Genomic DNA, 14,921 nt, shown 5'->3' with positions numbered 1-14,921 from the left:
TCACAACTCCTCTTCCAGTGTTATTCTATTATTGTCAAACTTCAACACCTTAAAACTCTTATCAGATACATTTAGTCCGTCGCAATTTCGTAGGAAAAGCATATATTGATTCGACGGTTCAAAATTAATAAAACGTCTGACTTCATCATTAATCAAATTATCTGCATTATCGACTACAATAAAACTATCTCTGCACTGTTCAATCGATTCTGAGAAATTATCTGATTTGTAATTAAACAATTTTATAGCTTTGTATTCATTAGTTAATCGTAGATCTTCTAACATTTCATAAAGCACTGTTTTACCGGTACCGCTATCTCCGCCAACAAGAGTTATTCTATCGTCAAATTCCAGGTTGTATGAAAATGGATCTGCTTTAAATGTAATATTCTTATAAATCATCTGCTTCTCTCCTTTCATACTCCTTGCCCCACCAGGCATTATATCCTCTCCCTCCGGTCACTATATCAGAATCATTGAATCTGATTTGCACATCATCCGGGATATCAAAAAGTGATGGTCTAGACATATAAATCTTTATATTATCCATAGTAAAAATTATTTTAAGCACATTCGGACCACATTCTTCTACATTCACAACCTTATCAGGATGCTTTACAATATTAAGTAATGTCTTGCAACCAGATGACAAATTACGGATTGTACCTAAACCATATTTTGTTTCAATATGCTTATCTGGTGTCAACTTCGCCTCATCTACTTGCTGAATGAGATTTATTTCATTTGAGGACATTTCTTCATTACTTGTATTTAAATTGAAATACAAATCGTTTTGAAGTATCCAATCTTTTGAATCTTTTTTATCTGTATATATATCTATCATTCAGAGTCACTCCTTTAAACCGATTTCATTATTGATTATTTACATATTCTCAACTACGAGGACAATTTATTTTTCAACTTCAATCCAGCCTGTCCTGCAAATAATTGTGCCTGTTTTAATCCTACATTACTCTTCACAAATTTTTCCGCAAGTTTCTTCTGCGTTTCCTTACTCATGTAAATTTTAAGTTTATCTGTTGTTCTAGTGATCGCTGTATAAAAAATATTGTGGGATATTTTTTCATCAATATCCTCTGTGATTACCACCTTTACAGATTTATATTCTAAACCCTGAGCTTTATGTATAGATACTGCATAAGCAATCTGAAATGGTACAATCTGTTCAGAATAATCTGAGTCCGAATCTCGTTCTACTCGTCTTTTTACACTAAATTCAACAATAGACTTTCCTTCACAATCGCAATCAATGAGTTTGATATCCGAAAAAAGAACATCTCTTTCAGAAATAATCTTATCAACCAATATTTGAAATACGATTTCATCCGTTTTTTTATCAATTGATAGTATGCTACCTTTTAAATTATTATATAGAACATTTCCAAATCTTCTACTTTCATTGAACAGAACTTTATCTCCAACCTTATATGTCCAGTTTCCCCACTCAATCGGCTTAGATGGATTGATTTTCTGCATATATCTATTTATATTATTAACTCCATATAGTCCATCATATCCTAAACATAAAACAATTTCATCATCATCTCTTTCAAAAATCGACTCATTCAAAGTTGATATAAATCCATTTGCTAACAGTCTTTCAAACATATTTTCATCAAAATTTCTCACGCAAGTCCACATATCAAGTAGAATCGATTTATCTTTTGCTCTATATGGAGTTACTAACTCATAAACAGATTTTTTATCAACAAAATATCTCGCAAAGTTAAACCAGTTTCCAAACTTTATCGCTTCAATCTGATATATGTCGCCAATTAGCAAATATGCCTCCGCATTACACTTCTCAAACAAATTCAAAACATCTTCATTACACACTGTACTGCACTCGTCTAAAATAACCAAATCATACTTTTTCCAACTATATCCATTCTTTAAATAATCATACACTGTATAACAATCACAAGAGGATTTTATTCTTCTTTCCAAATTATTTTTCGCAGCATTTGTATTAGCAAGCAAAAGAATATTTTTATCTTCGAATATTTTTGCAATATATTCTGCAACTCTTGTTTTGCCAGTTCCAGCAGCACCATAAATCATTCCTAATTTAGAATTCATATATATATTAGCTACTATTTTTCGTTTATTATCATCATCTATTTCTTGCATAAAGTCTGCTTGTTTATCAATCATATCAGAATATACATCGATTCTTTCCAATGTATATTTCTGCAACTTTTCTATAACAGATTTAGTTGTTTCATAATAATTTTTAACATACAAATGATTTGCAAAAGTATCTATTTTCCTAAGTTGTTGCTTCTTACTATTATATAAGTTATTGTTAAAAATACCCACTTCATACTGATAATAATCTAACTTATCATGATCCACAATTACATATAATATATTACTGTCATAAGCCTCTTTATTCACCATTGAAGAAACATATTGGCATTCACAATCATATATTTCTAAACATTTATGCAACCTTAATTTTGATAAATTATGTCCGCATAAACTTGATGCATAAGGCATTTCATCAAACGGAATTGCCTCATTCTTCAAATACAAATACGATAGAAGATTATTGGTACGATCTGCCAACTGGTCTCTAATAACATCATTTTTCAAATAAGCTGTGATGTACCTTAAAATATTACTGCCTGGTTTTTCTTTAATGATAACCTCTCTTATTTTATCAAAAGTATCCTTCAATTCAGTTTTCTTACTAAGCTCAATTTGCTGAATGTATATTTCATATTCCTCATTATCTGCCAAAAGAATATCCAATAAATTCATTCCTGTTCTACTTAAAAATTTCATTAATGCCTTATAATATAGATTATCCGATTTTACAACAATATCATATCCACATATTCTAGCTAACTTCTCCAATTCACATGGACGTATAGCTACATTCCATGCTATTAAACACTTTATATCTATCCCAACTCCATTAAAATCTATATTTGATTGGTAAAAATCACATTGGATAGAATAATTATCTGGAATATCATTGAATGAATATGCAACAAACCTATCAAATTTAGTTATCTCTTCCTGTGCATATGACAATGTGTATTCAAAAAAACCTTTTCCATTTACCGTACGATATTTTTTTCGTGTAATGTAATATCTATCATTGGTATGTTCCTTGCTATCTTCTAAATCTATAGCCTTTAATGCAATATATATTTTTTCATAGTATGAATCTAATTCACAACTTTTTTCCTGCGGATAATCTTCAAAATTACTCAGCAACAACAACCCAAACTTATCTCTCATCTGATCTCTTAGATGATATAATTGTGGTAAATATCCATCCATTAATCGAATAGCTCCATCCTCCGCAGGTACATAATGAGATGTCGAAATCTGAAGTGAATGATGCATTCTCCATATGTACCCGTATTCATTACTTTCTTTAAGTTGTTTCATATATTGGGTATACCATTTATCTTTTCCCCTAATTGGTACTTGTTCATTAGGATTTTCATAAGCATATATACGAGCTGCAATATGTTCTAAATAAGTGCGAAGAAATTGAATTACATAGTCTGCAACCTTTTGGGGTTCTTGCAATACTCTATAATCATCAATTATTCCACAGATTTTTGAATCAATATTATATATACTCTTTTCGATAATATCTATGTAATCCAATCTAACTCCTCCCTAGAAATAATACTTCATCTATTCTTTTCCGTACTCAACCGGATCTTCCGCAACCATCATCACTTTATGCTCTGGCTCATACTCATAAATCTTTCCAGAAGTAGTTGCTTCACTTCCTATACCTTCTGTTACAGAATACTCCTCAAAATTTTCCACCTGTTCCATAACTTTGTTAAATACTTCCGGACTATACTGTGGCGGATAACCATTCTTCACCAAGCATATTTTGATTTCCAATTTCAATCCATTTCTTACATTTTGGTTATTGAGCCAATCAGCAAATGAAGATTTTGTATCAATAATATCTTTTATTTTCTTTGCTAAAGCTTTGCATTTATCATTGACTATAACACCATCCACTTCTTTATCTGTTCCATACTCAAAGTTATATTGGTCACGCAGAGAAATCAAAATATCATAAAATGCTTTTTCCTCAAATGTTAAGCCAATTTTTCGAAAACTCTCCCTATTTTCGTTCATCTGACGAAGAATAGCTAAAGCCTGTTCCGTTGCAATCTTAATGATATCCTCTGATGCCTGTTCCTGTGCTTCACCAGCTTCTTCAGCAGTAAGATGTTTACGTCTTTCATGATATTCTGCAATCGTCTTTTCCAACATTTCCTGAAATGATTTTGCAGCTAACTGATTAACTTTTCCATATTCCTTAATTTGTTTACGGAGCATCTTAACAAGCAATTCCAATTTAGTTGCCGGCATTTTGACATCAGATAATTTTTCAAAATATTCCGGAGAAAAAATATCTTCTTCCTCTCCGCTTTCAAGAACACTTTCCACCTGATTATATTTTAATGCTTCTTCAACCATCTTTGAAACTGCACGATTCATCGTATCAGTGTCTACTTCACTTGTTCCGCTCATCTTACGAACAAAACCTGCTATAGCCATAAAGCATTGTGCAAGTGCAGATTCTTCTTCCCCAAGATAACCGGAAGGCTGACAAATATCAAAAGCTGTCCTCATTCGTTTTACTGTCTTTAAAAAATAGGTTTTGAAAGAAACTTTCTGAACACCTTTATTTCCTTCCGACTGTAATTCTTCTGTTGATACAAATACATATTCCGCTGCTTTTGCAAGGAGTCTGTATCGTTCTATAGGATCACATTCCGGATTTAAAAATGGTGATAAATCATAACCTGTGAACATGTTTTTCAACACTTCTAGTTCTTCTCTAAACACTGATGTAGCCTGCTCAACATCATCGGATGTCGGTGCAACAGATGTATCTCCTCCATATACCTTCATAGCTTCACGCATATTGTCGCGAATACCAATATAGTCGATAACCATACCATATTCTTTCCCCGGATATTTTCTGTTTACACGGCTTATTGTCTGTATCAGCAAATGCTTTTTGAGAGGTTTGTCATTATATAAATATGTAAGGCAAGGAACATCAAAGCCTGTAATCCACATATCTACAACAATGACAATACTGAAATTAGATTTTTCCTGTTTAAAAGCAGCATCCAATTCTTCTGAACGCTTATCATTTTTAACTCCGCCAAGATAATCATACATATCTTTTTCATCATTACTACCAACACTAGATACCATTGCCATAAATGGCATCAGTTTCAATTCTTTCAGTTCCTCTTCTGTTACAGAAACCCCATCCGGTGATTTCTTTTCCTCAAACCATTCCGGGTATTTATCCTTAAACTTCTGTAATAATGCATAAGCAATCTTTCTATTAGAACATACAACCATTGCTTTTTGTATTCTATCCGGATCACCTGCACAAGACGCAACATAATGGTTGTGGATATCTGTAGCAAGACGCTCAAGTCTGGAAGGCTCACCAAGAATTATTTCCATGGAGCTCATTGCTTTCTTACTTGCTTCGATATCCTCATATGTTGCACCATCATCTGCACATTTTTTATAATAATTCTCAATTTCTTTTACTTTTTTATTATCAAGCAATACCTTTGCAATACGCGGATGATACTTAATGGAAACAGTAAGTCCATCTGCAACTGCCTGATCCATTGTATATCGGTCAATTTCATCACCAAAGGTTTGATAAGTTTCCGCAATAGGCGTTCCAGTAAAACCAACGAAAGTAGCATGTGGAAATGCTTCCTTCAATACTTTTGCATATGGTTTTGAAACCATAGCTTTCATATTTTCATCGGCATCTTTACTAAACTGAATTTTCTTAGAATGTTCAAGCTGAGTTCTGTGAGCCTCGTCTGAAAAACATATAATATTCTGCCTATCATTGATAAGTCCTATTTTGTCATCTTCCCTATCGCAGAATTTCTGAATGGTACAAATATAAAAACCGCCACTTTGTCTTGCACCAAGTTCCTGCCTTAATTGTGTTCTGTTTTTTACAACAGATACTTCTCCCAGATTAAGAAACTCTTTACTCTTTGTAAAAAGCTTTGAACCTTGTTTTTGCAGTTCATCTCTGTCAACAATTAATATAATTGTTGGTGAACCGATTTCCGGAATATTAGTACAACGAAGTGCAAGCTGACGTGCAAGAAAAGCCATCGTATATGTTTTTCCACATCCGGTTGCTCCAAAATATGTACCACCTTTACCACTCCTCGTAACAACAGAATTTACAATACTTTGTTTTAAAAGTTTTGCTGCAAAGAACTGAGGATATCGGCATACGATTTCTACTTCATCACTGTCGTAAATACTATCTTGGAAATAGATATAGTCCCTAAAAATCTCCACGAACCGCTCTGGTGTATAAACACCCTTTATCATAGTTTCTGTTTCTGCAAAAGGAAGAGTGGATACAACATCTCCTTCGTTTACTCTACGCCAAGCATAAAAATGCTCGTAAGGTGTACGTACTGTACCTAATCTTGTTTTCACACCATCTGAAATGCAAGCCAAAGGGCAATAGTGTAAAAGGTGTGGAATATCTCTCCAGTATCGAATATTAATTTGTTCCCAAGCATCATAAATAGTCGCATTGGCATCAGCGGGATTTTTCAACTCGATGACACACAGTGGCATACCATTTACAAACAAAAGCACATCCGGTCTACGATTTTCTTTTTGACCATTGTTTGTATATTCCACTGTAAACTGATTCACTACACGGAAGATATTCTTATCCCAATTATCAAACTCAATAAGTGGTATCATTCTTGGCAATCCATCCTGCGGCGTAAACTGAACACCATTTACCATCCAACCATATACTTTGTGCAAAGTAGCAAAATCACTTTCCGCACCTACAAGACGGACATTATCGTAAACCTGTGTCACTTCGTCTTCTGTCAAATCCGGGTTAGTGTCTGCAATAAATTTCTTGAAATCATCAACAATTAGTACATCTCTTTTTGTAACACGACGGATATTATTACCAGAAGAATACTTCCAACCTTCCGCTTCTAAAAATCCAATGAAGGCATATTCATATTCTGATTCACAATAATGACCATTGTATTCTTTTAATCTTGCCATAAACTATGCCCCCTTTGCTTGTCTAGCCTCTTCTATTGAGCCTTTAATAAGAATTGGACAGATGTCTTTTATCTGTTCTTTGAGTTTTTCATTAATATCTCTTCGCACATTGTAAGCATTATATATTTCAACAATTGATTTCTGACCATTTATATCCGGAACGGGGATTTCTATTTCATAAAAGCAATCCATATCTAAATTTGTTCTTATACTTCCATCACTCATAAACCAACCAAGACGATCAACTTCTTTACGCAAAAACCACATCATCACATACTCTGCAAGAACATCAGCATCAATTATTTCTAATACTGCGTATGCTGGTGAGATAATTATCGGTTCAACCTTATCAAAAAGAGCTATACGAATGCATTTATCTCTACCTGTCTGCATTCCCGAAAAAACAAATTGTCCTTTATTTACCACTTTGTATTTTGAAAGATCTACACCATTTGTATTTGCAACAGACGGCATAAATTGCTTAGTAATGTTTATTCCTTGAACATTTTTTATTGAACCATTCATATTTCTGTTGTCTACCTCTTTAAGAAGAGAACCTATAGGCATCTTTTCTACTTTATGTTTATATTCATCCAACAGTGCTTCGAATGATAGTTTTAAATCATCCAAGCCACGCTCATAACTTTTCTGATTTTCAAGCATAGCATTATAAATATCTACATATTTTTTCTGTATTTCAATATCCGGTAGTGGAATAACTATGTCACTCATATCATTAAAATTGAATTCTGGTCTTTGACTTCCAAAATTTCTAAATTTCACTTCTCTGCAAAATTCTGATCGCCTAAAATAAATATATAACCACATTGGATCAATGATTTTCTTTCCCTCATCCGTCAGATAAAAAACCATATATAGATGAGATACTATACATAATCCCTCAGTACGGTAGGCAATTGAACCTAATTCAAGTCGAGTTGGGTTATACACAAAAGCTCCATTTTCGACAATTTTATAAGGTTTTAAATCTACTCCATCTGTATTCCCTTTAGGAGTTGCAAAAACACCTTGACTATTTACACCAACTATCAAATCAACCCCATACTTTAAGTCTTTGTTGTTTATCGTGGAGCGTTCAATGTAATCTCCCAATCTAATATTAGTCAATCCCATATCCAATACCCCTAAATGCTTCCTCCAGCATCTGCTGGGATTTCTTTTCTTGTTTCATAACCTCTTGCATTTCAGATTGAATACGAACCATTTCCTTTTCATAATCAATATCTAAATCATGGTCAATAAACTCAATATATTTGCTTGGTGTAAGTGCCCAACCTTTACTTTCAATTTCATTAATGCACACACTACGGTAAAGTTCTGGCATCTCATAGGCTGCTCCATCAGTTCCCTCACATTGCCATGTGTGATAAATATCTGCTGCCTTCTCAATTTGTTCTGTATCCAACCGAACTTTCTTTTTGCTCTCACCCTTAACAGCATTTTCTGTCCATTGGCGTAAATCCATAAAGAGTATCTCATGCTCGCGGTTTCGGAGATTTCTTCCATGGTATTTTCCGCCTTTTTTATTCTGATTCAGAATCCACAGAGTAACACTGATATCTGTAGTAATAAACAATTCTCTTGGCAGAACAACGATAGCCTCAATTTTATCATTCTGAATCAGTTCCTTACGTATTTCCAATGTATCGCTATCATTCAATGCACCATTCGCAAGAAGGAATCCCGCTACTCCATCAGTTTTCTTCAAATGTGAAAGTATATGCAAAATCCAGGCATAATTTGCGTTACTTTCAGGTGGTGTTTGATAGTCAGACCAACGACCGTCATTTTTCAAATTGTCATTATACCAGCCTTTCAGATTAAAAGGTGGATTTGCCATAATATAGTTAAAGTGCAATCCCTTGTGTAAATCATGTGTAAATGATGAATCTGCTTCTTCTCCTAGATTATGGCTTATTCCACGCAAAGCCAAATTCATTTTCGCAAGGCGATATGTAGCCGGTTCTTTTTCCTGACCATATACATTGATACCATTTAAGTTTCCCTGCTTTGACTTTACAAGTTCAGCACTCTGAATAAACATTCCTCCTGAACCACAGCAAGGATCATATAAGGTGCCATCATAAGGCTCAATCATCGTTGCAATAAGTTGAACTACGTCATGAGGTGTATAAAATTCTCCTTCCTCCTTTGTAGCATTTACTGCGAACTCCTTAAGAAAGTATTCGTATACACGACCAATAAGGTCTTTTTCCTCTCCAAATGTCTTATGACTGATTTTGTTCACTTCATCAACAATTTTCTTTATATCATTAGCTGCTAAATTGCGTGCTGTAAATGTTCCTTTAACAAAACAGCCTTTCAACTGTGGATCTTCTTCCTCAAGCCTTTGCAAAGCTGTATCTAGTGCAACATTAAGCTGTGGTGCCGGTGTACTGATAATAGTCGACCATCTTGCTTCTGGTGGTAAATTATATGTACCATCTGCAAAAGTAGCATCATCAAAGAATGCTGCTCTAATGTTCTCATCTTCCGGATCTAATCCCTGCTCTTTAAGTGTCTGTTTTAGATTTTCAATTCCATCCTCATACTTTTCGCCGATAAACCTCAAGAACACTAGCGTAAGCATCATATCTCTTTTTTCAAAGAATGAGCCGGAATTACGTGCCGCACGCAAATAATCTCTACAATTAAATAAAATATTATCTATGTTCAATGCCTTTTCAGTTGTTTTCTTTCTTCTTAGCCATATTACTTTTCTTCCCTTTCCTCGTCTGGAACAAATTCCATGATATCCTGTATCTCACAATGCAATACTTTACATACTTTTTCCAAAACTTGTGTACTTACATGTTCATTCTTCCCTAGTTTCGCCAGTGCATTTGTTGTAATTCCTGCCTGATCTCTAAGGTCAACTTTCATCATATTTTCATCTATTAATTTCTTCCATAATTTGTTGTATCTGATTGCCATTATTATCCCTTTCGTATCATTACAACTATTTATCATTTCTTTTTCATTATATCATCAAATCTAGTTTACTTCAATTTGAAATTGATTTTTTCAATTTATCAAATATATGTAAAGCGTAAAGGACAGATATTATTAGTCAATAAAATACCTGTCCATCTTTTCAATAATTCTTCTTACCCACTCCTATTCCAATGTTTTTCATTGTTGTAATAATTCACATTCTGTTCCTCAACAAGCTTCTTATCCGTCGCATCCACAACGTTCATATAATTATCATACAATTCCGAACTATACATTTTCACATTAAGCTCTTTTAACACCATGTATAACTCTAGACGAGGATCATCAGGCTTATGACCAGATAACACCTATGCTCTTCGCCTAGCTTACCCAATATTCCAAGTTAAAACAGGGTGAACTCTCACAGGATGAGTATGACAATTGGAGATATAACTACCCTAATATTGAACCGACAACCGGCTTTGTAAGAAATGCCATTTCTACTGATTTGGATGCAGAACTCCAGGATGCACTATCAGAAGAAATGAAAAAAAGTGGTCTGCTTTAATTCCTTTTCCAATGGCAACAGACCATACAAGTGACGGATAGATAAAAAGAAGACCTCACCGAAATTCCTCTCCAGTTTGGAAAAGAAAATCAGTTAGGTCTTCTTTCATATTGTAATATACATTATTTTTTGCTTAACACTTTTGCGTTAGATTGTGCTGCCAAATTGTTGCCAAAACTTAACTTTTTTTGTTTGGAACGGTTGTAAATAATGGCTTATTTTTCACAAAAGGTTATTCAAACTCGACAATTACTAATCAATTTTGTTTAGAGATTATTCTCTGTCGTGTTTACAGTTCTTTTGATTATTTGATTTATCCATATTATCCTGCCTATACGGGCTAATGTTATCATTTTGTTATCGGCATTGATAACACTCGCTCAGTAACTGTGGATAATAGCAATATGTTACGACTCAAATTATAAGCGGTTTTGCTTAGAAAATCAACTTTATTTTCCAAGAATGTATCAAGCTAAAACTTCCATAACGTTTTCAAATTTAGTTTTATAGTATTTTTTGCTTTCTGGAGATAATTTTTGAAAACTTCTTTTTAATTTTTCCTTCACAAATTCCTTCCCATCTTCGATTCCTAACCCTCTTTGAACATAAGCCAAGTACAATAAACTGGGTACACTATCAAAATGAGAAATTGCATCAGCATCAGCAACACACAACTCTTCAAGACTATTTTTTCTCAAATTCACACTCCCTCTGTGATTTTTAATACACTCTTGTACCATAAGAATCTTTTTATCATCATAATTATATTCTTTCAAAATATCGTATGCCATTTTTGCACCATATACATGATGAAGTTCATATAAACTATAATCAGTAATAGAAGCAATGTCATGTAACCATCCTGCAATCATAACAACTTCTTTATCTGCTTTATATTTATCAGCCAAAATCTCTGCATTTTTTACCACTGCTGCAATATGATAATAGCATCCCATACCAAACTTATTTGTTTCTTTTTGACATCTTTCATAAATTTCTTTTTGTAAACTCTTCAAAATATCTTCTCTCATGATTGTCCCTACCTTTATAAAAATCCTCTTTTTTTCGCTTCTTCAATCAATTTAGGTTGAATAGATGGATATGTCCAATTATCAATTAAATTATCCACAATTACAATTTGCTCTATCTCACTATGAATTTCCTCAAATCTAAATATATTTGCCATAAATAGCATTCCAAAAGTTTCTGTATGAATATCTTCATTCACTCTGGTTTTACCCTTAACAGAATATATACAAATTGGTTCAATTATAAAATCTATTGCTCCGGTTTCTTCCCTTAATTCACGTCTTGCAGTTTCTAAAATTGTTTCCCCTTTTTCTCTATGCCCACCGGGAACTTCCAGTGTATCTCTTTCTTTATGCTTGCAAAATACCCATTTTCCATTTGTTTTAGAAATAATAACGGCAAATTTCAACATTTTGTCATCTATATTATCATAAAAATTAACTTCTACCATAAAATCCTCCATACTAATAAAATCTATACTTTGTTTCAGAACGTTTTTTCTTTTTTTAATTATACAACTTCCAAATTTCATCGTAAAGTGAAAAGCAAGCCATTTCAGACTTGCTTTCCACCTTGCCACTTCCCTATTGATAAATCATCTCACTATCCACAATCTCCCTTGCACACGCTTGTATATTGTTCATTCTCACTACCCATTCCATCGGATTTTCTGCTTTTAACTGTTCCGTGATCCCATGTGCCTGTTTCATCAGCTCTACAATCCTTTCAAAGCGTTCCTGTGCCTGTTCTTCTATATCTGCAAGATAACTATTCAGCCTTCCACTTGTAAGCAGATTCAAATATACCCTTCTGCGATGTTCTTTCAAATAACGTAAATGTCTTTGTCCCCATACGCCTATAAATCTCTGTTCTTCTTCCTCCGGCAAGGTAAGACAAGGAATAAGATAATCCCCATGTCTGATATAAGTGCCGCCCATTTCTTCGAATATTGTTTTCTTCATAATCGTTTCCACCTTTCTTATCGTTCTCTATCCATAGATTTCTTCTTGACTGACTGTTTCGGCTGCTGTCTGCCTTCCTGCTGATAGCGGTGCAGCTTTTCAAGTACGCTCGCTTTTTTCGGCTGTTCTAACGGTTTCTCTTTTTTCTGTTCCGTCTGCTTTTTCCATATCCTTAGTTCTTCGTTGTATTCTATAATCAATTCTTCTGCCTTGTTATAAACCTTCTGAAAGGCTTGCACATTGGGATAGCCTTCCCGCTTTACGATCTGTTCCAAACTCTTGTGCAGACGTTTTTCCAAATCCTCTAACAGTTCAATTTTCCCCTCCAAAGATTTTCGCTCTTTGCCTTTAAATAGTCCTCGTAACTGTGACAGTTGCTTTTTCAAAGAAGAAATATCCTGCTGTGTGCGTTTTATCTCCATGGACTGTCTCTGCAATTCATACATGAGCTTCTGCATATCTTTCCACTCCTGCAAGTCAATCTTGGGTACAGGTTTCGGCGGTAGTTTAAATTTGAAAATTACTTCGTGTAAAAACTCTTTCGCACCTCGGATAATCTGACGAAACATATCCGGTAGCCAACCGTATGTCCTGATAGATTGCAGCGTTTTGTCTGTGATTTTTTCCTGCTTGATTTTCAAAATATCTTCTTCGGGAACGCCCTCGACTAATGCCACATCAACTGTCCGATTCCATTCCTGCCTTGCCGCATTGTCCGCCTTTATCTCCTCTGCTTTCGGATTGTTCTTTCCGATTTTCTTGGTTGCCAAATATACGCCGCCCTGTTGGAATACGGATAGTTTTTCTGATTCCTCTTTTACATATCGGTTGATCGTATCGGTAAACAGTTCCTTGACTTCTTTGGTAAAAGCTTTGTTCTTAAACCATTCATCCTTTTTCGTAAAGATATGGCTTTCATAAACTTCTCCTTTGGAGATAATACTGCATCCTGCCCGAAGGTTGCCCTGCTCGTCCAAAACCTCTTTCTTTGTGCGTCTATGCTTTCCCTGCTCATCATAAAACATATTCCGGGTAGCAATCTTTACTTCAGGCTGTTCCAACATTTTCCGTTCACTGAATACCAGATGAATATGATAATTCGTCTTTGCCTTGTTGTGATGAAGGGCAGCACTGCACTCCACACCATATCTTTTATGGAAAGTTTCCGTAAAAAGTCTTACCACATCATCTGCCCTGTACTGAACAAAACTTTCGGGAAGTGCTATGATAAACTCACGCCCTTCAATACATTTTCCTGCTGAACCACTCGCCTTAAAGTCCAACTGATTTTCTCTTTCAAGATTTTTCCAAAACTCCAGTGTTGCCCCTTCTGTCTGATAGGTCGCATAGAGATATTCCTGTCGTTTCGGATTGGAGATATAATCAATCCTTCCTGCCACATCGGACAGTTTGCTTTGTCTGATAAATGAATGTCTGCCTATAAGCATCCCCCTTCCCCGGCTCCCGCCGACTTTATTGTGAGTAGGTGCGTAGGCACCTGTTTACGAGCTTATCTGCCTATCGGCAGCATAGCTCCCGGCAGGGCGAAATACACAGAGCATAAACGTAGTTTGTGCGATGGGTGTATTTCGCTCTCAAACGCCGAGGGCTTGTTTTATGTTTAATACAATCCGATTACTTTTCGGATTCACATTTAGATTTATGGGCGTATCCACCCTTTTTATCTGCCCGTATCCGGGCTGTTTTTTCTATAACTGACAGCAGATGATCTACGGTACTTTCTTCCCATCCGGCAAGCCATATCAGAGTTTTTTCCTCTGCTTTTGTCAGCTCCACGTCTGCCAGTACCTTGTTCATTTTTTGTATCTGTCTGCCCTCCATCTCATAAAATAAATCATTCACATTTCTGCATTCTCTTTCCGGCTGCTTTAACATCTGCAATACTCCTTTCCTGCCTTATCTGTTATTTACAGGGGTGTGCCACACCCCTGTCCTTATCATCAAAGAAGAATTACCAACGGAAACTCTCCAACACGCCCCGTCTGTCCAGATATTCTTTTCTTGCCTGTTCCCGTTCTTCCTTTGTCGGTGCAGTTTTTGATTTTCCAAACAGGTCACGCATGACCATTTTGTCCAGTTTCTTCTCCAACTCCTTCTTGATTTCTCTCTCGCAGCTTTCATCTTCCATCAAATGAAAACGGAGCAGCTGCATAAATAATTCCTGTGGTATTTGCACATTTCTCATCGTATCCCCTCCTCTCCGTGACGGTATGTGACAGTTGTGACGCTTATTTTAATACCGCCCCTACTGTCAAAAATACCGTCACAACCGT

The 14,921-nt window shown here is 35.1% G+C and carries 14 protein-coding genes; all 14 read right to left on the bottom strand.

Annotated features, from left to right (window positions below; translation table 11 throughout):
• A complete protein-coding gene (locus CCC17_RS07970) occupies nt 1–402 on the bottom strand; it encodes an ATPase (RefSeq protein ID WP_173761263.1) in 402 nt (133 codons plus the stop codon).
• Complete coding sequence (locus CCC17_RS07965) at nt 392–844, bottom strand: DUF4869 domain-containing protein (RefSeq protein ID WP_287082887.1); 453 nt, start codon at nt 842–844, stop codon at nt 392–394. The genes CCC17_RS07970 and CCC17_RS07965 overlap by 11 nt, the downstream gene beginning before the upstream one ends.
• Before the next feature lie 53 nt (nt 845–897).
• Entirely contained in the window at nt 898–3,648 is a 2,751-nt protein-coding gene (locus CCC17_RS07960; RefSeq protein WP_178836486.1) for an ATP-dependent DNA helicase, read from the bottom strand.
• A 30-nt stretch (nt 3,649–3,678) separates the two neighbouring features.
• The gene (locus tag CCC17_RS07955) at nt 3,679–7,113 is read right to left on the bottom strand and encodes a type I restriction endonuclease subunit R (RefSeq protein ID WP_287082886.1); all 3,435 of its coding nucleotides are present in this window, start codon (nt 7,111–7,113) and stop codon (nt 3,679–3,681) included.
• A 3-nt stretch (nt 7,114–7,116) separates the two neighbouring features.
• Nucleotides 7,117–8,247 carry a restriction endonuclease subunit S gene (locus CCC17_RS07950; RefSeq protein WP_287082884.1) on the bottom strand — a complete coding sequence of 377 codons (1,131 nt, stop codon included), beginning with the start codon at nt 8,245–8,247 and terminating at the stop codon, nt 7,117–7,119.
• On the bottom strand, nt 8,234–9,811 hold the full coding sequence (locus CCC17_RS07945) for a class I SAM-dependent DNA methyltransferase (protein ID WP_287082883.1): 1,578 nt from the start codon (nt 9,809–9,811) through the stop codon (nt 8,234–8,236). The genes CCC17_RS07950 and CCC17_RS07945 overlap by 14 nt, the downstream gene beginning before the upstream one ends.
• A 35-nt stretch (nt 9,812–9,846) precedes the next feature.
• Complete coding sequence (locus CCC17_RS07940) at nt 9,847–10,068, bottom strand: helix-turn-helix domain-containing protein (RefSeq protein ID WP_015525478.1); 222 nt, start codon at nt 10,066–10,068, stop codon at nt 9,847–9,849.
• Between the two features lie 173 nt (nt 10,069–10,241).
• Nucleotides 10,242–10,370, bottom strand: coding sequence for a hypothetical protein (locus tag CCC17_RS07935; RefSeq protein WP_287082881.1), 129 nt, complete (start codon nt 10,368–10,370; stop codon nt 10,242–10,244).
• A 733-nt stretch (nt 10,371–11,103) separates the two neighbouring features.
• Nucleotides 11,104–11,667: an HD domain-containing protein gene (locus tag CCC17_RS07930; RefSeq protein ID WP_173864182.1), complete on the bottom strand. Its 564-nt coding sequence runs from the start codon at nt 11,665–11,667 to the stop codon at nt 11,104–11,106.
• Between the two features lie 14 nt (nt 11,668–11,681).
• Nucleotides 11,682–12,116, bottom strand: a complete 435-nt coding sequence (locus CCC17_RS07925) for an NUDIX hydrolase (RefSeq protein ID WP_287082879.1) — start codon at nt 12,114–12,116, stop codon at nt 11,682–11,684.
• A gap of 133 nt (nt 12,117–12,249) precedes the next feature.
• On the bottom strand, nt 12,250–12,627 hold the full coding sequence (locus tag CCC17_RS07920) for a TnpV protein (protein WP_287082877.1): 378 nt from the start codon (nt 12,625–12,627) through the stop codon (nt 12,250–12,252).
• 17 nt (nt 12,628–12,644) lie between these two features.
• On the bottom strand, nt 12,645–14,075 hold the full coding sequence (locus CCC17_RS07915) for a MobA/MobL family protein (RefSeq protein WP_287082875.1): 1,431 nt from the start codon (nt 14,073–14,075) through the stop codon (nt 12,645–12,647).
• 187 nt (nt 14,076–14,262) lie between these two features.
• Nucleotides 14,263–14,523 (bottom strand): hypothetical protein, encoded by a 261-nt coding sequence (locus CCC17_RS07910; RefSeq protein WP_287082873.1) that lies wholly within the window; start codon nt 14,521–14,523, stop codon nt 14,263–14,265.
• A gap of 76 nt (nt 14,524–14,599) precedes the next feature.
• The gene (locus CCC17_RS07905; RefSeq protein ID WP_287082871.1) at nt 14,600–14,833 is read right to left on the bottom strand and encodes a complexin-2; all 234 of its coding nucleotides are present in this window, start codon (nt 14,831–14,833) and stop codon (nt 14,600–14,602) included.
• Nucleotides 14,834–14,921: the final 88 nt, after the last annotated feature.

Source organism: Blautia sp. LMAG:36, assembly GCF_008680535.1.
Classification (GTDB): domain Bacteria; phylum Bacillota; class Clostridia; order Lachnospirales; family Lachnospiraceae; genus Blautia_A; species Blautia_A fusiformis.
This window is presented reverse-complemented; position numbering and strand designations above follow the sequence as displayed.